Genomic DNA, 21,734 nt, shown 5'->3' on the forward strand with positions numbered 1-21,734 from the left:
GACCACCTGACGGTGGCCCTTCGCGCGAGGACGAGGAGCGCTCCAACCCGTGGCAGACCATGACGAGACCACTGTTTCCGGCATGCAGGACGACACGGACGCCGTGAGCGGTACCGCACGCGCGACGTCCGGTACCGCACCCACGACGTCCGGGTACGACGCCGGCAACATCACCGTCCTGGAGGGCCTCGAGGCCGTCCGCAAGCGCCCTGGCATGTACATCGGGTCGACCGGTGAGCGCGGCCTCCACCACCTCGTGTACGAGGTTGTGGACAACTCTGTGGACGAGGCCCTCGCGGGGCACGCGACTACCATCGACGTGACCCTCCTGGCGGACGGCGGCCTGCGGGTCGTGGACGACGGCCGCGGCATCCCCGTGGCGATGCACCCGACCGAGGGTCGTCCGACCCTCGAGGTCGTCATGACCGTGCTGCACGCGGGCGGCAAGTTCGGCGGCGGCGGGTACGCCGTCTCGGGTGGTCTGCACGGCGTGGGCATCTCGGTCGTCAACGCGCTCTCGCGTCGCGTGCTGACCCAGATCAAGCGCGACGGCTACCACTGGACGCAGGAGTTCGCGGACGGCGGGACGCCGGCCTCGGAGCTCATCCGCGGCGAGCCGACCGACGAGACGGGCACGACGCAGACGTTCTGGCCGGACCCGACGATCTTCGAGACCGTCGAGTTCGACTTCGAGACGCTCCGCGCCCGGTTCCAGCAGACCGCGTTCCTCAACAAGGGGCTGCGGATCACGTTCACCGACGAGCGTCCGGCGCACCTCGACACGGGCGACGAGGTCGCGGGCGACGACACGCACGCCGCAGACGCCGTACAGAAGCCCCGTGTCGTCTCGTACAAGTACGACGGCGGCCTGGTCGACTACGTGACCTACCTGAACAGCGCGAAGAAGGTCGAGCTCGTCCACGCCGAGGTCATCGACTTCGAGTCCGAGGACACCGAGCGCATGATCTCGGTCGAGATCGCGCTGCAGTGGACGAGCGCCTACTCCGAGTCGGTGCACACGTACGCGAACAACATCGCGACGACCGAGGGCGGCACGCACGAGGAGGGGTTCCGGGCCGCGATGACGTCGCTCGTGAACACCTACGCGCGCGAGAAGAACATCATCAAGGAGAAGGACGACAACCTCACGGGTGACGACATCCGCGAGGGGCTCACGGCCGTCGTCTCGATCAAGCTCGGCGAGCCCCAGTTCGAGGGGCAGACCAAGACCAAGCTCGGCAACACCGAGGCCAAGACGTTCGTGCAGCGCATCGTGCGCGAGCGGCTGACCGACTGGTTCGACTCGCACCCGACCGAGGCGCGCGACATCATCCGCAAGGCCATCCAGGCGTCGCAGGCCCGCATGGCCGCACGCAAGGCCCGCGAGGCGACGCGCCGCAAGGGCCTGCTCGAGTCGGGCGGGATGCCCGGCAAGCTCCGCGACTGCCAGTCGAACAACCCCGCGGACTGCGAGGTCTACATCGTCGAGGGCGACTCCGCCGGCGGCTCGGCCGTGCGCGGACGCAACCCCGAGAACCAGGCGATCCTGCCGCTGCGCGGCAAGATCCTCAATGTCGAGCGCGCACGCCTCGACCGCGCGCTCGGCAACGCCGAGGTCCAGGCGATCATCACGGCGTTCGGCACGGGCATCGGCGAGGACTTCGACATCGTGAAGCTCCGGTACCACAAGATCGTGCTCATGGCCGACGCCGACGTCGACGGCCAGCACATCTCGACGCTGCTGCTCACGCTGCTGTTCCGGTACATGCGCCCGCTCATCGAGCACGGCCACGTGTACCTCGCGCAGCCGCCGCTCTACCGGCTCAAGTGGTCGAACGCCCCGCACGACTACGTGTACTCGGACCGGGAGCGCGACGTGTTCCTCGCCGCGGGCCAGGCCGAGGGCAAGCGGATCCCCAAGGACAACGGGATCCAGCGCTACAAGGGTCTCGGCGAGATGGACTACTCCGAGCTGTGGGACACCACGATGGACCCGGCGCACCGCACGCTGCTGCAGGTCACGATGGACGACGCCGCGGCGGCCGACGAGATCTTCTCGGTGCTCATGGGCGAGGACGTCGAGTCGCGGCGCGGGTTCATCCAGCGCAACGCCAAGGACGTGCGGTTCCTCGACATCTAGGCGGGAGACCCGCGGGGCGCGCGAGCGGCCGGGCGGGCGAGGGGCGGCCGACGCCGCTCGACGGAGATGTACAGATCACGACGTGCACGATGTGCATGCAGGCGACGTACGGATGACAGGACGAGGTAGACGGTGACCGACGAGACTCCCGAGCAGGACCAGACCGGCGGCGTGCCCACGGGCGAGGAGGCTGTCGCGGCCGCGGCGGCGCTGGCCGTGCAGCACGGGCGCATCGAGCAGGTCGACCTGCAGCTCGAGATGCAGAGGTCGTACCTCGACTACGCGATGAGCGTCATCGTGGGTCGAGCGCTCCCCGACGTGCGTGACGGGCTCAAGCCCGTGCACCGCCGCGTGGTCTACGCGATGTACGACGGCGGGTACCGTCCCGACCGCGCGTACTCCAAGTGCAGCCGCGTCGTCGGCGACGTGATGGGCAAGTTCCACCCGCACGGCGACAGCGCGATCTACGACGCGCTCGTGCGCCTCGTGCAGGACTGGTCGCTGCGCTACCCGCTCGTGGCCGGGCAGGGGAACTTCGGCTCCCCCGGCAACGACCCCGCGGCCGCCCCGCGGTACACCGAGTGCCGCATGGCCCCGCTGGCCATGGAGATGGTCCGGGACATCGACAAGGACACCGTCGACTTCCAGGACAACTACGACGGCCGCACGCAGGAGCCGGCGATCCTGCCCTCCCGGTTCCCGAACCTGCTGGTCAACGGCTCCGCCGGCATCGCGGTCGGCATGGCGACCAACATCCCGCCGCACAACCTGCGGGAGGTCGCGGACGGCGTCCGCTGGCACCTGGCCCACCCCGAGGCGTCGCGCGAGGAGCTGCTCGAGCAGCTCCTGAAGCTCGTCAAGGGCCCCGACTTCCCCACCGGCGCGACGATCCTCGGCCACAAGGGCATCGAGGAGGCGTACCGCACGGGGCGCGGCTCGATCACGATGCGCGCGGTCGTCAACGTCGAGGAGATCCAGAACCGGATCTGCCTCGTCATCACCGAGCTGCCGTACCAGGTGAACCCGGACAACCTCGCGCTCAAGATCGCGGACCTCGTCAAGGACGGCCGCATGCAGGGCATCGCGGACATCCGCGACGAGACCTCGGGCCGTACGGGGCAGCGACTGGTGATCGTGCTCAAGCGCGACGCCGTCGCGAAGGTCGTGCTGAACAACCTGTACAAGCACACGCAGCTGCAGGACAACTTCAGCGCGAACATGCTCGCGCTCGTCGACGGCGTGCCCCGCACGCTCAGCATCGACGCGTTCGTGCGGCACTGGACGACGCACCAGATCGAGGTCGTCGTCCGCCGTACGCGCTACCTGCTCAACGACGCCGAGCAGCGCATCCACATCTACCGCGGCTACCTCAAGGCGCTCGACCAGCTCGACGAGGTCATCGCCCTGATCCGCCGCTCCCCCGACGCCGACCAGGCACGCGTGGGGCTCATGGAGCTGCTCGACGTGGACGAGCGCCAGGCGCGCGCGATCCTCGACATGCAGCTGCGCCGTCTCGCCGCGCTGCAGCGCCAGGAGATCATCGACGAGCACGACAAGCTCGAGCGCGAGATCACCGAGTACCAGGCGATCCTCGCGTCGGAGCAGCGCCAGCGCGACATCGTGGGCGCCGAGATGGACGAGATCGTCGACAAGTACGGCGACGAGCGGCGCACGACGATCCTCCCCTACGACGGCGAGGTCTCGATGGAGGACCTCATCGCCGAGGAGGAGGTCGTCGTCACGATCACGCGCGGCGGGTACGTCAAGCGCACGCGCAGCGACAACTACCGGGCGCAGAAGCGCGGCGGCAAGGGCGTGCGCGGCGCGCAGCTGCGCGAGGACGACATCGTCGACCAATTCTTCGTCACGACGACGCACCACTGGCTGCTGTTCTTCACGAACCTTGGCCGCGTGTACCGCGCCAAGGCGTACGAGCTGCCCGAGGGTGGCCGCGACGCCAAGGGTCAGCACGTCGCGAACCTCCTGGCGTTCCAGCCGGGCGAGACGATCGCGCAGGTCATGGAGCTACGGGACTACGACGCCGCGGAGTACCTCGTGCTCGCGACGCGTCGCGGGCTGGTCAAGAAGACCCGCCTGTCGGAGTACAACTCGCCCCGCACGGGCGGCCTCATCGCGATCAACCTGCGCGAGGACGACGAGGGCGTGACCGACGAGCTCGTCTCGGCGCGCCTCGTGAACGCGGACGACCACCTGATCCTCGTCTCGCGCAAGGGCCAGTCGATCCGGTTCGAGGCGAACGACGACGCGATGCGTCCGCTCGGCCGCGCGACGTCGGGCGTGACCGGCATGAAGTTCCGCGACGGCGACGAGCTCCTGTCGGCCGACGTCGTCGAGGACGGCTCCGACCTCTTCGTGGTGACCGAGGGCGGGTTCGCCAAGCGCACGCGCATCAGCGAGTACCGCGTCCAGGGCCGTGGCGGCCTGGGCATCAAGGTCGCGAACCTCGTCGAGGCGCGGGGCGACCTCGTGGGCGCGCTCATCACCGAGGCGGACGACGAGGTCTTGGTGATCATGGAACGTGGCAAGATCGTGCGTTCGGCGGTGTCCGAGGTGAACCTCACGGGTCGGACGACGCAGGGCGTGACCTTCGCGAAGCCCGGCAAGGGCGATCGCATCATCGCCGTGGCCCGCAACGTCGAGCGTCGTCTCGAGGGGGATGGCGATACCGTGATCGAGGACGGGGCGCACGACGCTCCGGCGACGAGCGAGGAAGTCTAGGACGATGACGAGCAACGACCACACGACGACGGGCGCTGCGACCCGGCCCGCGGGGCCGGGCGTGCCGCCCCCGCCGCCCCCGGCGGCAGGTGCGGGCTCCGGTGCGCAGAACGGCACCGCGAACGGTTCGACCGGTGCTGCGAGCACCAGCCCGTCGAGCAACGGCCAGTCCGGCAACGGCCAGGCGAGCAACGGCCAGGCGAGCACCGGCACGGCCGGTTCCGGCGTCCGCAACAGCGCGGCCCGCGCGGCCGCGGCAGCCGTCGCGGCGGCGAAGTCCGCGGCGCAGCGCGTCGCGACCGTCTCGGTGACGTCGGAGGACGAGCTCGACGAGCGCACCGTCAAGCGCGTGCCGGGCAGCGGCGCGGCGAGCACGAACCCCACGCCGTCCGAGGGGGCGTCGAGCACGGCCGGGGCTCAGCGTCCCACGCAGAGCGTCCCGCCCCGCCCGAGCACGGCCCGTACGGCGTCGGCGACCGCGGCCCCGACGGCGGCGCAGCCCCGCCCGGCGGCCGACGCCGGCGTGCGCCGCGTGCGGCTCGTCGTCTCGCGCGTGGACCCGTGGTCGGTCATGAAGCTGTCGTTCATCCTGGCGTTCGCCGTCGGCATCATGACGGTCGTCGCGATCGCGATGTTCTGGGGCGTGCTCAACGGCCTGGGCGTGTTCACGCAGATCAACTCGCTGATCATCGGGATCGTCGGCGAGGAGACCAAGGTCGACGTGCTGCAGTTCGTCGCGTTCGACCGGGTGCTCTCGCTCGGTGCGCTCATCGCGATCGTGAACCTCGTGCTCATGACCGCGATCGCGACGATCCTCGCGTTCATCTACAACATCGTCGCCGCGGTGGTCGGTGGGATCCACCTCACACTGACCGACGAGTGATCGGTTTGGGTTCCACGCGAGGGGTCGTGTAACGTCTACCCTCGCGTGGAAACGCGAGAAGGGCCTATAGCTCAGACGGTTAGAGCGCTTCCCTGATAAGGAAGAGGTCAGAGGTTCAAGTCCTCTTAGGCCCACTGCCAGACACCCGATGGAGGGGAAACCATGAAGAAGTTCCTGCTGCTCGCACTTGCCGCCGGCGCTGGGTTCCTCCTCTGGCGCAAGTACTCCGAGTCGTCGGACGAACGCGACCTCTGGGCAGAGGTGACCGACACCTTCGAGTGATCGGCGATCACGCGGGGCCATGGCGCAATTGGTAGCGCACCTGCTTTGCAAGCAGGGGGTTGGGGGTTCGAGTCCCCCTGGCTCCACCCCACATCACGCAAGAGCCCGGCCGTCTCGGCCGGGCTCTTCGTCGTTCAACGGCAGGCCGTCCGGGCGGGCGGCACGGCAGCCCCCAGGCAGCCCGAGTCGCGGGCCAAGACCTCAGGTCAGCTGCAACGTCGTCAGGCACGTGTCGGCGTCGTCCGAGGTCGTGACCTGCGTCGACGCGGCGCGTCCGTCGACCTGCACCCGCACGGTGAGCTCGCGGTCGCGGGGGAGCCACAGGCCCACGAACCCGTTGTCGGCGGCGGTGCGGGTGTCGTCGACGAGGGTTTTGCCGGTCGCGTCGTCCACCACCGTGAGTGCGACCTCCGCCCCACCGAGCTCGCCGCGGCAGGTGGTCAGCGAGTGCTGCGCGCACGGGTGCGTGGCGGAGACGTAGGGCGCGAGCGAGAGGTAGAACGCGTCGTCGGGCAGGGGGAGCGTCGCGGTGCCGGCGGGGGAGTCGAGGACGACCTCGCGCGGGCGCACGGACGCCGTGAGGTCCGCGGGCCGCTCGGCGAGCGGGGTCGCCTCGAGCGCGTCGACGACCTGGACGGCCTCGAGCCCGTCGAGCCCGTAGGGCGCGAGTACCGCGTCGGCGGACGTCGCGGAGCCCACAGCCCCGGCGGCGCCGGCGTCGGACGTCGCCGCGGGGGAGCGGCCGTCGGCGCGATCGTCGGCGGAGCAGCCAGCGAGGGCGAGCGTGGCGAGGGTCAGGACGCCCGCGAGGGCGGTGCGGGTGCGGGTGTGCGGCATGGTTCCTCCGTGGTCGGTGGCGGACGCCGCACGGTACCCCACGGGGGTATGGCTTCCCTGGGAGGTCGCTGACGGGCCACGAGGCGAACGCACCACGACACCGATGCATCGGACCCGGCGCAGGACCTCCGGACGCACGAGACCCCCGGACGGTGCGTGCACCGTCCGGGGGTCCAGGTCAGGTCAGGGGCGCGTGCCGGGCGTGTCGCCCGTCGCGTCGTCGACCGCGTCGGCAGCCGACTCTGCGGCGTCCGAGGTCGCGTCCGCGGCGTCCTGCGCACCGTCCGCGACGGCGTCCGCGGCGTCCTGCGCCGTGTCGGACGTCGCGCCGGCGGCCTTGCGGGTCGTCGACCGTGCGCGCGAGGTGGCCTTCTTCGCGGCGTCCTTGGTGGCCTGCGTGGCCTCCTCGACGACCTCGCTGACCTTCTCGCCCGCCTCCTTGCCCTTGGCGACGGCGGCACCCGCGGCCTCGCCGACGGCCTCGGCCGCCGAGCCGGCAGCGTGCTTGGCGTCCGCCACGACGTCGTCGAAGCGCGGGGAGTCGGTCGGCTCGGCCCACGGGTCGCTCGTCGGCTGGGCGCGGCGCCACAGCACGAACGCCGTCCCGGCAGCGCCGAGCCCCACGACGGTCCACAGGACCTTGTGGGACTTCTTGTCCGCCTTGGCGGCGGCCTTCTCGGCCTGCTTCGCGGCCTTGTGCGCCGACTTCTCGGTCGCCGCGAGAGCCTTGCGCGCCTTGCGCGAGAGCTTCTCGACGGTGTCCTCGGTCGATGCGGCGAGGTTCTGCGACCCCGCGGTCGCGGCGTCGGCGGCCTTGGCGGCCGCGATGTTGACGGCGGCGACGACCTTCGGGATGTAGTCGCTCACGATCTTGTCGTGCGCGGTGTCGATCGCGGGGGACGCCTTGGCGGCCGCCGCCTCGACGCGCGGCGCCGCGGCCTGCACGCCGTCCTGCCAGGCCTTCTCGACGCGGGGCTTGGCCCACTCGCCGAACTGTCCCGCCCGCTCCTTCGCCTGCCCGGCGAGCTGCGTCGCGGTGGGGCCGACCTTCTCGCCGGCCTCCTGGAGCGTGGCGGCCAGCGCGGCGGCCTGCTCCTTGATCTTCTCGGTGTCCACGAGCTTGCTCGCGTCGAGGTTCTCGACCGCCTCGCTGGTGGACCGCTTGACCCCGTCGAACATGTGGTTCCCCGATCGTCGTCCGGTGACTTCTGCGTCCACTCTGCCACCGGGCCCATCGGCTCGCACGCGGCCGGGGTGCGGACTGCGTCACGCCCCTGTGGAGAACCTGCGCACATGCCGCCGCGGCGTCCACAGCCCCTCGCGGCGGCGGGGCGTCGTGCGAGAATGGCGCCATGTTCGCAACCCTGCACACGACGGCCGGTGACATCCGGATCGAGCTCTTCCCGAACCACGCACCGAAGACGGTCCAGAACTTCACGGGCCTGGCGACGGGCGCGAAGGAGTGGACCGACCCCCGTTCGGGCGACAAGCGCAACGACCCGTTCTACGACGGCCTGATCTTCCACCGCGTGATCGACGACTTCATGATCCAGGGCGGCTGCCCCCTGGGCACGGGCACCGGCGGCCCGGGCTACACGTTCAACGACGAGATCCACCCGGAGCTCGCGTTCGACCGCAAGTACCTGCTCGCCATGGCCAACGCGGGCTCGCGCCGCAACCCGGTCACGGGTGAGGTCGAGGGCACCAACGGCTCGCAGTTCTTCATCTCGACCACGCCCACCCCGTGGCTCACGGGCAAGCACACGATCTTCGGCGAGGTCGCGGACGACGCGTCGCGCGCGGTCGTCGACGCGATCGGCACCACGAAGACGCGTCCGGGCGACCGCCCGGTCGAGGACATCACGATCACCTCGGTCACGATCGAGGACTGACCATCAGCCAGCCGCCGTGGGGAGCGCAGGCAGGGTCCGGCGCGTCGCCCGAGATCCCCGTCTGCCCGCGACACCCTGACCGCCCGTCGTACGTCCGCTGCCAGCGGTGCGGACGTCCGGCGTGCCCGGAGTGCCAGCGCCCCGCGGCGGTCGGCGTGCAGTGCGTCGACTGCGTCGCGCAGTCCGCACGCGCCATGCCGACGGTCCGCACGGTGTTCGGCGGCACGGTCCGCGAGGGCCGTCCCGTCGTCACGCTCACGATCATCGGCATCTGTGCCGCGGTGTACGTGCTCGAGCTCGTGCTCGGGACGGCGTTCATGCAGGAGTTCTGGTTCAGCCCCGCGTCGGGTCAGGACGAGCCGTGGCGGTTCGTCACGGCGGCGTTCCTGCACTCCACGAGCCCGCTGCACATCCTGTTCAACATGTACGCCCTGTGGATCGTGGGCCCGCCGCTCGAGCAGGCGCTCGGGCGCGCACGCTACGTCGCGCTCTACCTGCTGGCCGCGGTCGGCGGGCAGGTCGCTGTGCTGCTCGCGGCCGAGCCGGGCATCGGTCAGGCCTGGTGGCAGACGACGTGGACCGGTGCGGTCGTCGGCGCCTCGGGGGCGATCTTCGGGCTCTTCGGCGCGATCTTCTTCGTGATGAAGCGCCTCGGGCGCAACGCGAACCAGATCCTCGTGCTGCTCGCGATCAACCTCGCGCTGCCGTTCTTCGTGGGCGGTCTCGCGTGGCAGGCGCACGTCGGCGGCCTCGTGGTGGGCCTCGTGCTCGGCGCGGTGTTCGCCTACGCGCCCCGGGAGCGGCGAGCGTTGTGGGGCGTGCTCGGGCCCGTGCTCGTCGGGGTCGTGCTCGTGCTGCTCACGGTGTGGAAGTACAGCACCGTCGTGGTGCCGACGCTGCAGCTCCCGTTCGGCGGGTGACGCGCCGCGTCGTGAACGACGCCCGTGGAACTACACCGCTGTAGTTATCCACAGGGTCGTCCACATGGGGACAACTTCGTGGACATCCACGGCGCCGTCCCGCAGCGGCTACTTCCAGCGGGTCGTGAGACCGAAGCCGGCGATGATCAGCGCGAAGCCGACCGCGAGGTTCCAGTTGCGCAGCGCAGGGATCGGCAGGTCGGCGCGGCCGCTCGTGAGGTAGAAGAGCACGATCCACGCGAGACCCACGACGAGGAGTCCGAGCATCGTCGGGGCGAGCCACCGCGGGTTGACGCTGTCGGCCTTGTAGGTGGCGGGCTCGCTCGCGGGCGAGTTCTTCTTCTTGCGACGCTTCGACACGGGCACGAGCGATGCTCCTGGAGGACGGCCGGCCGGAGTCCGGCGGCGATGGAGGACACGAGGCGGGCGGTGCTACGGGTGGGACGGGACGAACGGTGACGCAACGAACGGTGACGCAACGAAACGGTGACGCACAGGGTGGAAAACCGGTGAAGCCGGTGAACCACGTCCCGCAGGACGCCGCACGTCAACTAGCGTAGTGGGCGTACCGCACGGGTCCGTGCACGGTACACCAGGCGGCGGGGAACTCCCGACCCGGCGAGACCGACAGGGAACGAGGCGAGCGGTGAGCCACTCCGCAGGACCAGCGTCGCCCGTCCGTGAGCGGACGGCGCCCCGGCGCCGCAGCGTGCGCGTCCTGACGGTCGCGCTCGTTCTGGCCCTCGCCGGCGCGATCTTCGGCGTGAGCGCGCGCACCGCACGCGGGGACGAGGGCCGCACGCCCGACGACCTCGCGCAGCTCGTCGCGAACGAGTCCGACCGCGTGACGGACCTGCAGGAGCAGTCCGACGCCCTGCAGGCCGAGATCGACGCGCTGTCGGTCGAGAACGAGACCCCGGTCGAGGGCAGCCCGGGCGAGGCCGAGATCACCGCGAACCGCATCGCCGCGGGCACGACGGCGCTCACCGGGCCGGGCCTGCGGGTCGCGCTCGACGACGCCCCTCCGGGGAACTACCCCGAGCAGTTCCGTCCCGACGACCTCGTGGTGCACCAGCAGGACCTGCAGGCCGTCGTCAACGGCCTGTGGGCCGGGGGAGCCGAGGCGATGACGCTCCAGAGTCAGCGGGTCGACCCCACGACGGCCTTCCGCTGCGTCGGCAACGTCCTCGTGCTCAAGGGACGCGTGTACTCGCCGCCGTTCGTGGTCGAGGCGATCGGGGACCAGGACGCGATGCGCTCCGCGCTCGACCGCGCGCCCGACGTCCAGGCGTACATGAGCTACGTCGACGCGGTCTCGCTCGGGTGGCGGCTCGACGAGGTCGCCAAGATCGAGGTGCCGCGCAGCGACCAGGTCACCCTCACGTACGCGCAGGTGCAGGGATGAGCGCGCCGGCCGCCGTCCGGCACGCGCGACCCGTGCGCGGGCCGGGTGTCGTCAGCCACGTCGTCGGCGGGATCGGCGAGCTGCTCATCACGCTGGGGCTGCTGCTGGGGCTCTTCGTCGTCTGGCAGCTGTGGTGGACCGACGTCCAGGGCGACAAGTTCCAGGCTGAGGTCATCGAGCAGCTCGACTGGGCCCCGCCGCCCGTCGTCGACACGGCCCCGGTCGAGCGCACCGACGACCCGCCCGTCATGGAGGAGCCCGCGGTCGGCGACGTGTTCGCGCAGTTCTACGTGCCGCGGTTCGGGGCCGACTACGTCAAGCCCGCGGCGGAGGGCGTCGACAAGGCGACGATCCTCGACACGATCGGGATCGGCCACTACCCGGGCACCGCGATGCCCGGCGACCTCGGGAACTTCTCCGTCGCGGCGCACCGCACCACGTACGGCAAGCCGTTCAACAAGATCGCGGACCTCCAGGAGGGCGACCCGATCGTCGTGCGCACCGAGGACACCTGGTACGTCTACAGGGTCACCGAGCACCTGATCGTCTACCCCGACCAGGTCGACGTCATCGCGCCGATCCCCGGGACCAAGGCCGGCGACCCCGTCGTCGAGCCCACGCAGCGGCTGCTCACCATGACGAGCTGCCACCCCATGTTCTCGGCCGCGCAGCGGTACATCGTGCACGCCGAGTTCGCCTACTGGTTCCCGGTGAGCGAGGGCGTGCCCCAGGAGCTGACCGAGGCCGGCATCTCGCCGGCCGAGTGGTGAGGAGGAGCGACGTGTACGGAGCCCTGTGGAACGCGATCCCCGGACCCTGGTGGGTGCGCCTGATCGTCATGCTCGCGCTCGCCGCCGCCGTGGTCGCCGTGTGCTTCGAGTGGGTCTTCCCGTGGCTCTCGGAGTACATGCCGCTCAACCAGCAGACCGTGGGGGAGTAGACGCGTGCGTGATACTGGACCCATGACACGCATCCTCGTCGTCGACAACTACGACTCGTTCGTCTACACGATCGTCGGCTACCTCGACCAGCTCGGCGCCAGCACCGTCGTCGTGCGCAACGACGCCGTGCCCGAGCCCGACGAGGACGGCGTGTTCCACGACGAGGACGGCACCCCGTTCGACGGGGTGCTCGTCTCGCCAGGCCCCGGGACGCCCAAGGAGGCCGGCAGCAGCGAGGACGTGATCCGTGCGTGCGCGCGCTCGCGCACCCCGATGCTCGGCGTCTGCCTGGGGCACCAGGCCCTGGCCGAGGTCTACGGCGGCACGGTCACGCACGCGCCCGAGCTCATGCACGGCAAGACCAGCCTCGTCGAGCACGACGACACCGGCGTGCACGCCGGACTGCCGTCGCCGTTCACCGCGACGCGCTACCACTCGCTCGCCGTGATCCCCGAGACCGTGCCCGACGAGCTCGTCGTCACCTCACGCACCGCGTCCGGCGTCGTCATGGGGCTCCAGCACCGGGACCTTCCGCTGCACGGCGTGCAGTACCACCCCGAGTCCGTGCTGACCGAGGGTGGGCACCGCCTGCTCGCCAACTGGCTCGAGACCTGCGGGGCGGACGGCGCGGTCGCTCGCTCCGAGGGCATGGCACCGCTCGTCCGGGCCTGAGCCAGCACGGCCGGCGGCTCTGCGCCGAACGCAGCATCGACGAAGGGCGGACCCCCGCGGGGATCCGCCCTTCGTCGTCGATCACTTCTCGGCCGGCCGTGAATGGTCAGCCGGTCAGCCTGACGGCTTGGCCCCTCGGTCGGGCCGGTCGACCATCAGGTCGGGACGCTCAGCCCTGACCGCCTCCGTCGTCGCCGCCTCCGTCGCCGTTACCCCCACCGTCGCCCCCGCTGTTGCCCGGGTCCTCGGTGGGCTGAGCCGGGTCGGAGGTCTGCGGGCCCGGACCGGACGAGACGACGAAGTTGATCTTGGTGTCCGGTCCGATCTGCACGCTGGACCCTGCCGCGGGGTCGGTGCGGATCACGATGCCGGCCGCGTACTGGGTCGACTGCTCGGTCGAGCTCGACCCGGCGTTGAGGCTCTCCTGGGCGAGGGCCTCGGTCGCCTGCTCGACGGTCATCCCGGCGACGTTCGGCACCTGCGTGGTCTCGGCCGCAGGCTCCTTGGCGACCTTGAGGTCGACCGTGATCTCCTGCTCGACCTCGCCCGGGCTCGGGGACTGCTCGAACACCGTGCCTGCGGCGTACTGCGCGGTCTCGGTCTCGGTGAACGTCGCCCGCAGGCCGATGTCGGCGAGCGCGGCGTCGGCCTCGTCCTTCGACATGCCCGTGACGTCGGGCAGTGTGACCTTGCCGGTCGAGGTGACGAGGTTGATGGTCTCGCCGGCCTTGACCGCGTCCCCGGCGGGCGGGTCGGTGCGGATGACGTCGTCCTTGCCGATGCTCTTGTGGTTCTCGGTGTCGACGGACCCGACCTTGAGGCCGGCATCCTCGAGCTTGGCCCGCGCGTCGTTCTGGGAGAGGCCGCTGACGTCGGGGACGGTGGTCGAGTCGGGGCCGGTCGAGAAGTACGCGGTGACCGTCTTGCCGTGCGCGAGCTCGGTCCCGCCGGCCGGGTCCTGCTCGAGGAACGTGCCCTCGGGCTCGTCGGAGGCCTTGTCGACCTGCTCGAACACGAAGTCGGCGTCCTCGATCTGCTTCTTGGCGCTCTCCGGCGTCGCGTCCGCGGCGATCGTCGGGACGGGGAAGAGCTCGGGACTGTCGTCCTGTCCCATCATGAGGATGATCGTGACGATCGCCGCGATCGCGACGACGCCGATCGCGATCAGCGTCCACATGAGGCCCTTGCGGCTCTTCTCCTCCTCGGGCTCCTCCTCGACCGCGACGGGCTGCGTGCCGGTCGCGCCGACGGCACTCTGCGTGGCGGTGCCCCAGGGGCTCGGCGGCGTCGCTGGCTGCATGACCTGCGTCGCGTCGCCCGCGGGCGGCATGTACTGCGTCGCGGCGGCGGCACCGGCGAGGCCGGCCGCGCTCGCGGCCGCCGCGACCATCGCGATCGGCCCAGCGGAGATCGCCCCGCCGCGCGCGGCGGACTCGAGGTCGGCACGGAACTCGCCCGCGCTGCTGTAACGGTCCGAGCGCTCCTTGGCGAGCGACTTGAGCGTGATGCGGTCGAGCACCTCGGGCACGTCGGGCGCGATGTCCGACGGCTTGAGCGGCGTCTCGCGCACGTGCTGGTAGGCGACCGCGACGGGGGAGTCGCCCTGGAACGGCGGACGGCCCGTGAGCATCTCGAACAGCAGGCAGCCGGTCGAGTAGAGGTCGCTGCGGGCGTCGACGGTCTCGCCGCGCGCCTGCTCGGGCGACAGGTACTGCGCGGTGCCGATCACCGCGTGGGTCTGCGTCATCGTGGCGGCCGAGTCGGCCATCGCGCGCGCGATGCCGAAGTCCATGACCTTGACCGCGCCGGTCGGCGTGATCATCACGTTGGCGGGCTTGATGTCGCGGTGCACGATCCCCGCGTGGTGCGAGTACTCGAGCGCGGCGAGCACGCCCGCGGTGATCTCGACGGCCTCCTCGATGGGAACGGAGTGGCCGTCGCGCACGATGTCGCGCACGGTGTGGCCCTCGACGTACTCCATGACGATGAACGGCACGTGCACCGAGGCGCCCTGCGCGTCGGTGTGGACGTCCTCGCCCGTGTCGTAGACCGCGACGATCGCGGGGTGGTTCAGCGCTGCGGCGGACTGCGCCTCGCGCCGGAACCGGGCGAGGAACGACGGGTCACGAGCGAGGTCGGAGCGCAGGATCTTGATCGCGACGGTGCGACCGAGCCGGGTGTCCCGGCCGATGTGAACCTCAGCCATCCCGCCGCGGCCGATGAGCTCACCGACCTCGTAGCGGGCAGCAAGTACCCGAGGTGCGTTGTCCACCACTCACACGTCCTTCGGTGTCGTCAGTTCCGCGAGGGCGTCCGTACGCTCCGCGATAGGCAGCATCATCCCATCGACGGGCGCGATCCCGTCGACCCCGGGCAACGATCTGGTCACGATCCCGGACATCGCGGACGTGTCGCCCACGGGCGAGCAGCCCGCCAGGGCGATCACGAGCACGACGACCAGGAGGCCGAGCAGCGCCACGAGCGGCCACGAGATCCCGCGCGGCGACCCGCCGACGCGCAGTCCGGTCGTGGTCGACGTCCGGGTGCGCTCCTGCGCCGCGCGCTGGGCGGCGCGCGTGCGGGCGGGCGCGCCGGCGGCGTCGCTCGTCGGGTGCCCCGCGCGTCGCGGGTCGGACGTCGCGCGCCCACCAGCGACCTCGTCGCTCGACCGGCTGCCGGGCCGGAGCATGCCGTGCGGCGAGCGCACGGCCGGGGCGGAGTCCGAGATCGGTCCGCTCGAGCCTGCGGCGCGTGCCGCGGCCCGTGTCGACGGCGTGCCCGACCGCGTCCCGTCGGACGTCGCTCGGTGGCCCCGGTCGGCGTCGGACGTCGCGCGGTGGCCCGCCCGCGTCGCGCCGCGCGTCCCGGGGGCGTCGTTCCCAAGGGTTCCGTGCGTGCCGGCGACCCCGTGCTTGCCAGGAACACCGTGCTTGCCAGGAACATCGTGCGTGCCCGGAACATCGTGCGTGCCGGAGGTGTCGCCGTGCTGCCGGTCGGCGCCCGCCCTGCCCGCCGAGCGCGGGGGGAACGATCGCGGACGGTCGGCGGGGGCGTCGTCCGCCCCGGGCACCGCGGACGACGCGGCGGCTGCCGCGGGCGACGCGCCGGGACGTGCGCCGGCCGAGGTCTCGGTGGGGCGCTGCCACGGCGGGGCGGGCGGCGGGGGAACGGGGCCGGGCTCGGCGCCCGGGCGCGTCGAGGACGTGCCTGACCGGGACGCGGCCGACCGGGACGACCCGGACTGCGGTGAACCGGACTGCGGTGATCCCGGCGCCGACCCGGACCGCGCTGCCGCGCGCGACGCGTCGTCCTCGCGGAGCTCGGCCGGGCGCGGGGTCGCGGGACGGACCGCGCCGGGTCGGGCGGCGTCCGCGGACGGACCGTCCTGGGGTGCGGCGGGACGCTCGTCGCGGCGGGACTTCGTGGTGCGCGCAGGCACGCCCCAGGGGTCGCGCGCGAGACGCACGGCGATCTCGTCGAGCTGCTGCGCGAGCGCGGCACCGGTACGCGGGCGGCGCTTCGGGTCCTTCGCGAGCATCTTCATGATCACGGTCGCGAGCTCGGGGTCGACCGTCGACGGCAGCGGCGGGACCTTCTCGTTGACGTGCGCGACCGCGATGTCGACGGGCGTCGCGCCCGTGAAGGGGCGGCGGCCCACGACCGACTCGTACGCGACGATCCCGAGCGCGTAGAGGTCGGACGCTCCCGTCGCCGCCTGCCCGATCGCCTGCTCGGGCGACAGGTACTGCGCGGTGCCCATGACCATGCCGGTCGCGGTCATCGGCACCTGGTTCGCGGCGAGCGAGACCCCGAAGTCGGTGATCTTCACCTCGCCCGACCGGTCGAGCAGGATGTTCCCGGGCTTGACGTCACGGTGCACGACGCCCGCGACGTGCGCGGCGTGCAGGCCGCGCGCGGTCTGCGCGAGGATCGGCAGCAGGCGCGGGAGCTTGATGATCGGTTCGCGCTCGAGGAGGTCGGCCATGGGTTCGCCCACGACGAGCTCCATGACGAGGAACCCCGAGCCCTGCTGCTCGCCGTAGTCGTACATCTGCGCGATGTTCGGGTGCGACAACGCGGCGCTGTTGCGGGCCTCGGTGCGCAGGCGCGCGAGGAAGTCCTCATTGCCCGCGTACTCGGCACGCAGCACCTTGATCGCGACCTCGCGGTGCAGCGCACCGTCGTTCGCGACCCACACCTCACCCATGCCGCCGATCGCGATGCGGCGCACGAGCGTGTACCGGCCCCCCAGTACGAGGCCCTTGGCCGGTGTCACCTGCCGAGCACCGCCTGCATGACGGCCTTGGCGATGGGCGCGGCGACCGCGCCGCCCGTGGCCTCGCTGCCGGCCGAGCCGCCGTGCTCGACGATCACGGCGACCGCGACCTGCGGGTCGTCGGCCGGCGCGAACGACGTGAACCAGGCGTGCGGCGCCTGCCCGGGCACGTTCTCGGCCGTGCCCGTCTTGCCCGCGACCTCGACGCCCTGGATCTGCGCCGACGTGCCCGAGCCGTCCTGGACCACGCCGATCATCATCTGCGTGAGCTCGTCGGCGGTCTCGGCCGACACGGACCGGCGCAGCTCCTCGGGCTTGGCCTCCGAGACGACCTTGAGGTCGGGCGTGCGCACGGTCTGCACGAGGTAGGGGGCCATCTGCACGCCGTCGTTCGCGATGGCCGCGGAGACCATCGCCATCTGCAGCGGCGTCGCCTTGACCTCGCCCTGCCCGATCGACGCGCGCGCGAGGTCGTTCGAGTCGAAGTCGTCCGCCGCGGGCGGGAACTGGCTCGGCGTGACCGTGAGCGGGATCGAGAGGTCCTGGTCGAACCCGAACTTCTCGGCCTGCTCGCGCATCGTGTCGTCGCCGAGGTCGACGCCGAGCTGCGCGAACGCGGTGTTGCACGAGATCCGCAGGGCGTCCGCGAGCGACATCTCGCCCGTGGGCGAGCAGCGCTCGTTGCCGAAGTTCTTGAGCGTGTCGGTCGAGTTCGCGTACTGGTACTGGTCGGGAGCGGGGACCTCGGTGTCGGGCTCGTAGTCGCCCGACTCGAGGGCCGCTGCGGACGTCACGAGCTTGAACGTCGAGCCGGGCGGGTAGGTGTCGCCCGCGATCGCGCGGTTGAACATGCGCTTGTCGTCGGCGCTGACCGCGTCCTGGTACGCCTGGCCCGCCGCCCCGAGGTCGTGCGACGCGAGCGGGTTCGGGTCGAACGACGGCTTGCTCACGAGCGCGAGGATCTTGCCGGTCTTCGGCTCGATCGCGACGACCGCCCCGCGCTGGTCGCCCAGCGCGTCCCACGCGGCCTGCTGCACGTCCGCGTCGAGCGTGAGCTCGACCGACGAGCCCTGCGGCTGCTCGCCCGTGAACAGCGCCGTGAGGCGCGACTGCCACAGGTCGTCCGCGGTCCCGTTGAGGTACTCGTTCTCGGTGCGCTCGAGGCCCGTCGAGCCGTTCGGGATCGAGAAGAAGCCCGTGACGGGCGCCCAGAGCGGCCCGTTCGCGTACTCGCGCTGGAACCCGTAGGGGTCGTCGACGGGGCTCGAGCTCGCGATGGGCGAGCCGTCGACGACGATCGGGCCGCGGTCGACCCCGAACTCGTCGTAGACCGAGCGCTTGTTGCGCGGGTCGGCGTTGAGGTCGTCGGCGCGGACGAACTGGATGTACGTCGTCGCGACCATGAGCGCGAGGAACATCGCGAGCACGAGGACCGCGACGCGGCGGATCGGGACGTTCACGCGTCGCTCCTTCCGGGGGGTCCGGCCGGGGGCCGGGGGTGGTCGTCGGTGCTGCTGGTGCCCGTGTCGTCGCCGCCGTCGGGGTTCGCTGTGTCGGACGCCGGAGCCGGGCTCGCGTCGGTGGCAGGCCTCACGCTCGGGGTCGGCGTGCTCGGGGTCGGCGTGCTCGGGACGCTCGCGCTCGGGGTCGGTGCGCTCGGTGGCCGGGGCACGGGCGTGATCGACGGGACGGGCGTCGTCGAGGCCACGGGCTCGTCGGCGGCCGGGGCGGGGTCGGGCGCGCCGTCGAGCGTGCTCTCGGTGGGCTCGGCACCGTCGTGGTCGGCACTGTTGTGGTCAGCACTGTCGTGCCCGGCACTGTTGTGGTCGGCACTGTCGGGGTCGGCACCGTCGTGCCCGGCAAGGCCACCGGCCGTCGCGTGATCCACGGCGACGGCCCCGGTCGCGTCGTCGTCCCTGATCTCGTCGCTGCTGTTCTCGCTATCGCCGATCACGGGCACGAGCTCGGTGCCCTGCTCGTCGGCGCCTTCGGCGGCCTGCGCGCGGCGACCGCCGGGGCCGACGACGATCGGCGACGCCTTGCCCACGTCGGGCTCGCCCACGGCGTCGACGGTCTCGACGTGGTGCACGATGCCCCCGGCCGCGACCTGCCCGCGCACCGGCAGGGCGGAAGGCCGGCGGGCGGCGTCCGACACCCGCAGGAGGAGGGCCACGATGATCCAGTTGGCCAGCACGGACGACCCGCCCTGCGCGAGGAACGGCAGCGTCAGGCCGGTCAGGGGGATGAGGCGGGTGATGCCGCCGACGACGACGAACACCTGGATCGCGATGGCGAACGCGAGACCGCCCGCGAGGAGCTTGCCGAACCCGTCGCGCACGCCGATCGCGGTGCGCAGGCCGCGCTCGACGAGCACGAGGTAGAGCGCGAGGATCGCGAGCAGGCCCGTGAGGCCGAGCTGCTCGCCGAGCGCGGTGTAGATGAAGTCGGAGTACGAGAACGGCACGAGCTGCGGGTAGCCCGCGCCCCAGCCGGTGCCGAACAGGCCGCCGTTGGCGAGCGAGAACCAGCCCTGCGCGAGCTGGAACGAGCCGCCCGGGTCCTTGTCGTAGACGGTCTGGTCGAACGTGTGGAGCCAGCCCTCCATGCGCTGCTGGATGTGGCTCACGGTCAGGATCGCGAACGTCGCCCCGGCGGCGAGCAGGCCGAGGCCGATCACGATCCAGCTCACGCGTTCGGTCGCGATGTACAGGACCACGACGAACAGGCCGAAGAAGAGCAGGGACGTGCCGAAGTCGTTCTCGAACACCAGGATCGCGAGCGACGCGACCCACACGAGCATGATCGGCCCGAGGTCGCGCAGGCGCGGCAGCTGCAGGCCCAGCACCTTGGGGCCGGCGAGCGCGAGCGTGTCGCGGTTCGTCACGAGGTACCCGGCGAAGAAGATCGCGAACGCGATCTTCGCGATCTCGGCGGGCTGGAACGAGAAGCCCGCGACGTTGATCCAGATGCGCGCGCCGTAGACCTCGGTGCCGATCGGGGTCAGCGGCAGCATCACGAGCACGAGGCCGACGACCATCGCGGTGTACGTGAGCCCGCGCAGCGCGCGGTGGTCGCGCAGCCAGACGACGAGCACGACCGCGAGGATCACGGCCACGCCGCTCAGCGCGAGCTGGCCGGCCGCGAGGTCGGACTCGCCGCCCGCGGCGATCTTGGTCGCGTCGTAGCGGTAGATCGCCGCGAGGCCGATGCCGTTGAGCGCGACCGCGATCGGCAGGATCACCTGGTCGGCGTAGGGCGCGCGCCAGCGCAGCACGAGGTGCATGCCGAGGCCGAGCACGATGATGCCCGCGCTCTGCAGGTAGAAGTCGCCCGGCAGCGACCCGTCGACGCGCATGCTGACGGTCGCGTACGCGCCGATCCCGAGCGCGAACGCCAGCAGGAGCATGACGAGCTCGGCGCCGCGGCGCGGCGTCCTCGCGGTCGGCTCGATCGACACCATCACGGGCTCGCGGTGGGCTCGGCGGTGGGTGCCGCTGTCGTGGGCGCGTCCGTGGGCTCGTCGGTGGGTTCCGCGGTCGACGGCGTCAGGACGGCCTCGTCCGAGATCTCGCTCGCGCGCGAGACGGCATCCTCACGGCTCGACGCCGGGATCGTCTCCTCGAGGCGGTTCTGGTAGAGCTCGGGCAGCGACGCGACCAGGGTGCCCGTGGTCTCGACGGGCGACGAGAGCGAGATCGGGCCGAGGTCGGTCGGGACGCCCTGGTAGACCGCGACCTCGCCGTCGGCGATGCCCACGAAGTACTGCGTCTGCGTCCACGCGTACCCGGCCCAGCCCGCGATGCCGAGGCCCACGAGCAGCAGCGTCGAGCCGATGACCGGCACCCACGGGCGCCGGGGGTCGTCGCGCACGTCGGCGTCGTCCTCGGGCAGCTCGGGGAGGTCGACGTCCTCGGGGTGCTCGGGCGCGGGGGGCAGCAGCTCGGCCGACGCGGCCGAGCCCACCACCTGGGGGGCGGACGCCGGAGCCGCGGCCGCGGCGTCGTCGAGCGCGTCGAGGTCGACGACCTCCGTCACGACGGCCGTGATGTTGTCGGTGCTGCCCGCGCGCAGGGCGAGCTGCACGAGGCGGTCGGCGCACGCGTCGACGTCCGCGACGCCCTCGAGCGTGGCCGTGAGCTCGTCGGGGCTCACGAACCCGGAGAGGCCGTCGGAGCACAGGAGCCAGCGGTCGCCCGGGCGGGCGTCGTGCAGCGACATGTCGGGCGTGAGGTCGACGTCGAAGTCGCCGAGCACACGCATCACGACGTTGCGCTGCGGGTGCGTCTCGGCCTCCTCGGGCGAGATGCGGCCAGTGTCGACGAGGTGCTGGACGAACGTGTGGTCGGTCGTGGCCTGCGTGAGCACGCCGTCGCGCAGCAGGTACGCGCGCGAGTCGCCCAGGTGCGCGAGCACGAGCTGCGGGCCCGCGAGCAGCAGCGCCGTGACGGTCGTGCCCATGCCCGTGAGCTCGGGCGACACCTCGGTGCGGTGCACGAGGTCCTGCCGGGCGCCGTCGACCGCCTCCTCGAGCGCGCCGAGCGCGGCCTCGGCCGCGGGGCGGGGCTCGTCGAGACCCGTGAGCGCCGCGATCGTCAGGGCGGAGGCCACGTCACCCCCGGCGTGCCCGCCCATGCCGTCGGCGACGACCAGGAGGTTGTCCCCGGCGTAGCCCGAGTCCTGGTTGTTGGAGCGCACGAGCCCGACGTCGGACCGTGCGGCGTACCGCAACGCGATGTTCACTTCGGTG

The 21,734-nt window shown here is 71.7% G+C and carries 18 protein-coding genes and 2 tRNA genes; 12 read left to right on the forward strand and 8 right to left on the reverse strand.

Going from position 1 to position 21,734, the window contains the following annotated elements:
* The first annotated feature begins 82 nt into the window (after positions 1 to 82).
* The 6 genes from gyrB to CLV28_RS12995 all read left to right on the forward strand — a co-directional run bounded on the left by gyrB (position 83) and on the right by CLV28_RS12995 (position 6,130).
* Entirely contained in the window at positions 83 to 2,140 is a 2,058-nt protein-coding gene (gene gyrB / locus CLV28_RS12975) for a DNA topoisomerase (ATP-hydrolyzing) subunit B (RefSeq protein ID WP_100423776.1), read from the forward strand.
* A gap of 171 nt (positions 2,141 to 2,311) precedes the next feature.
* Positions 2,312 to 4,879 carry a DNA gyrase subunit A gene (gyrA, locus tag CLV28_RS12980; protein WP_239073180.1) on the forward strand — a complete coding sequence of 856 codons (2,568 nt, stop codon included), beginning with the start codon at positions 2,312 to 2,314 and terminating at the stop codon, positions 4,877 to 4,879.
* 4 nt (positions 4,880 to 4,883) lie between these two features.
* Positions 4,884 to 5,762, forward strand: coding sequence for a DUF3566 domain-containing protein (locus tag CLV28_RS12985; protein WP_100423778.1), 879 nt, complete (start codon positions 4,884 to 4,886; stop codon positions 5,760 to 5,762).
* Between the two features lie 60 nt (positions 5,763 to 5,822).
* Positions 5,823 to 5,896 (forward strand) — tRNA-Ile (locus tag CLV28_RS12990).
* 28 nt (positions 5,897 to 5,924) lie between these two features.
* Positions 5,925 to 6,044, forward strand: a complete 120-nt coding sequence (locus tag CLV28_RS15855; protein WP_211281473.1) for a DLW-39 family protein — start codon at positions 5,925 to 5,927, stop codon at positions 6,042 to 6,044.
* 13 nt (positions 6,045 to 6,057) lie between these two features.
* A tRNA-Ala gene (locus CLV28_RS12995) sits at positions 6,058 to 6,130 on the forward strand.
* Between the two features lie 115 nt (positions 6,131 to 6,245).
* Here the strand turns inward: CLV28_RS12995 and CLV28_RS13000 are convergent.
* Both CLV28_RS13000 and CLV28_RS15595 read right to left on the reverse strand, forming a co-directional pair.
* Complete coding sequence (locus tag CLV28_RS13000) at positions 6,246 to 6,881, reverse strand: CueP family metal-binding protein (RefSeq protein WP_100423779.1); 636 nt, start codon at positions 6,879 to 6,881, stop codon at positions 6,246 to 6,248.
* 183 nt (positions 6,882 to 7,064) lie between these two features.
* Positions 7,065 to 8,060: a hypothetical protein gene (locus CLV28_RS15595; RefSeq protein ID WP_157802644.1), complete on the reverse strand. Its 996-nt coding sequence runs from the start codon at positions 8,058 to 8,060 to the stop codon at positions 7,065 to 7,067.
* Positions 8,061 to 8,233: 173 nt separating this feature from the next.
* On the opposite strand from CLV28_RS15595, the gene CLV28_RS13010 reads away from it, so the two are divergent.
* A complete protein-coding gene (locus CLV28_RS13010; protein WP_100423780.1) occupies positions 8,234 to 8,773 on the forward strand; it encodes a peptidylprolyl isomerase in 540 nt (179 codons plus the stop codon).
* Positions 8,774 to 8,967: 194 nt separating this feature from the next.
* The gene (locus tag CLV28_RS13015) at positions 8,968 to 9,693 is read left to right on the forward strand and encodes a rhomboid family intramembrane serine protease (RefSeq protein WP_308440376.1); all 726 of its coding nucleotides are present in this window, start codon (positions 8,968 to 8,970) and stop codon (positions 9,691 to 9,693) included.
* A 108-nt stretch (positions 9,694 to 9,801) separates the two neighbouring features.
* Here CLV28_RS13015 and CLV28_RS13020 read toward each other — a convergent pair whose 3' ends face one another.
* The gene (locus CLV28_RS13020) at positions 9,802 to 10,059 is read right to left on the reverse strand and encodes a cell division protein CrgA (protein ID WP_100423781.1); all 258 of its coding nucleotides are present in this window, start codon (positions 10,057 to 10,059) and stop codon (positions 9,802 to 9,804) included.
* 280 nt (positions 10,060 to 10,339) lie between these two features.
* Here CLV28_RS13020 and CLV28_RS13025 point away from each other — a divergent pair, with 280 nt between their 5' ends.
* The 4 genes from CLV28_RS13025 to CLV28_RS13035 are packed head-to-tail and all read left to right on the forward strand — an operon-like array spanning position 10,340 to position 12,711.
* Positions 10,340 to 11,098 carry a DUF881 domain-containing protein gene (locus CLV28_RS13025; protein ID WP_157802645.1) on the forward strand — a complete coding sequence of 253 codons (759 nt, stop codon included), beginning with the start codon at positions 10,340 to 10,342 and terminating at the stop codon, positions 11,096 to 11,098.
* On the forward strand, positions 11,095 to 11,868 hold the full coding sequence (locus CLV28_RS13030) for a class E sortase (protein WP_100423783.1): 774 nt from the start codon (positions 11,095 to 11,097) through the stop codon (positions 11,866 to 11,868). Before CLV28_RS13025 ends, CLV28_RS13030 begins: the two co-directional genes overlap by 4 nt.
* Positions 11,869 to 11,879: 11 nt before the next feature.
* On the forward strand, positions 11,880 to 12,038 hold the full coding sequence (locus CLV28_RS15710) for a hypothetical protein (RefSeq protein ID WP_170062674.1): 159 nt from the start codon (positions 11,880 to 11,882) through the stop codon (positions 12,036 to 12,038).
* A 22-nt stretch (positions 12,039 to 12,060) separates the two neighbouring features.
* Positions 12,061 to 12,711 (forward strand): aminodeoxychorismate/anthranilate synthase component II, encoded by a 651-nt coding sequence (locus tag CLV28_RS13035; protein WP_100423784.1) that lies wholly within the window; start codon positions 12,061 to 12,063, stop codon positions 12,709 to 12,711.
* A 169-nt stretch (positions 12,712 to 12,880) separates the two neighbouring features.
* Here the strand turns inward: CLV28_RS13035 and pknB are convergent, their stop codons facing one another.
* Genes pknB through CLV28_RS13060 form a run of 5 tightly spaced genes read right to left on the reverse strand, consistent with a single transcriptional unit; the run spans position 12,881 to position 21,727 of the window.
* On the reverse strand, positions 12,881 to 14,986 hold the full coding sequence (gene pknB / locus CLV28_RS13040) for a Stk1 family PASTA domain-containing Ser/Thr kinase (RefSeq protein ID WP_100423785.1): 2,106 nt from the start codon (positions 14,984 to 14,986) through the stop codon (positions 12,881 to 12,883).
* Entirely contained in the window at positions 14,987 to 16,987 is a 2,001-nt protein-coding gene (locus CLV28_RS16105; RefSeq protein WP_239073167.1) for a serine/threonine-protein kinase, read from the reverse strand. It lies immediately after the preceding gene.
* A complete protein-coding gene (locus CLV28_RS13050) occupies positions 16,984 to 18,447 on the reverse strand; it encodes a peptidoglycan D,D-transpeptidase FtsI family protein (RefSeq protein ID WP_100423786.1) in 1,464 nt (487 codons plus the stop codon). Before CLV28_RS13050 ends, CLV28_RS16105 begins: the two co-directional genes overlap by 4 nt.
* Positions 18,444 to 20,447, reverse strand: coding sequence for an FtsW/RodA/SpoVE family cell cycle protein (locus CLV28_RS13055; RefSeq protein WP_203968132.1), 2,004 nt, complete (start codon positions 20,445 to 20,447; stop codon positions 18,444 to 18,446). Before CLV28_RS13055 ends, CLV28_RS13050 begins: the two co-directional genes overlap by 4 nt.
* On the reverse strand, positions 20,447 to 21,727 hold the full coding sequence (locus tag CLV28_RS13060; RefSeq protein WP_100423787.1) for a protein phosphatase 2C domain-containing protein: 1,281 nt from the start codon (positions 21,725 to 21,727) through the stop codon (positions 20,447 to 20,449). Before CLV28_RS13060 ends, CLV28_RS13055 begins: the two co-directional genes overlap by 1 nt.
* Positions 21,728 to 21,734: the final 7 nt, after the last annotated feature.

Origin of the sequence: Sediminihabitans luteus, from assembly GCF_002797595.1 — a bacterium.
GTDB lineage: Bacteria > Actinomycetota > Actinomycetes > Actinomycetales > Cellulomonadaceae > Paraoerskovia > Paraoerskovia lutea.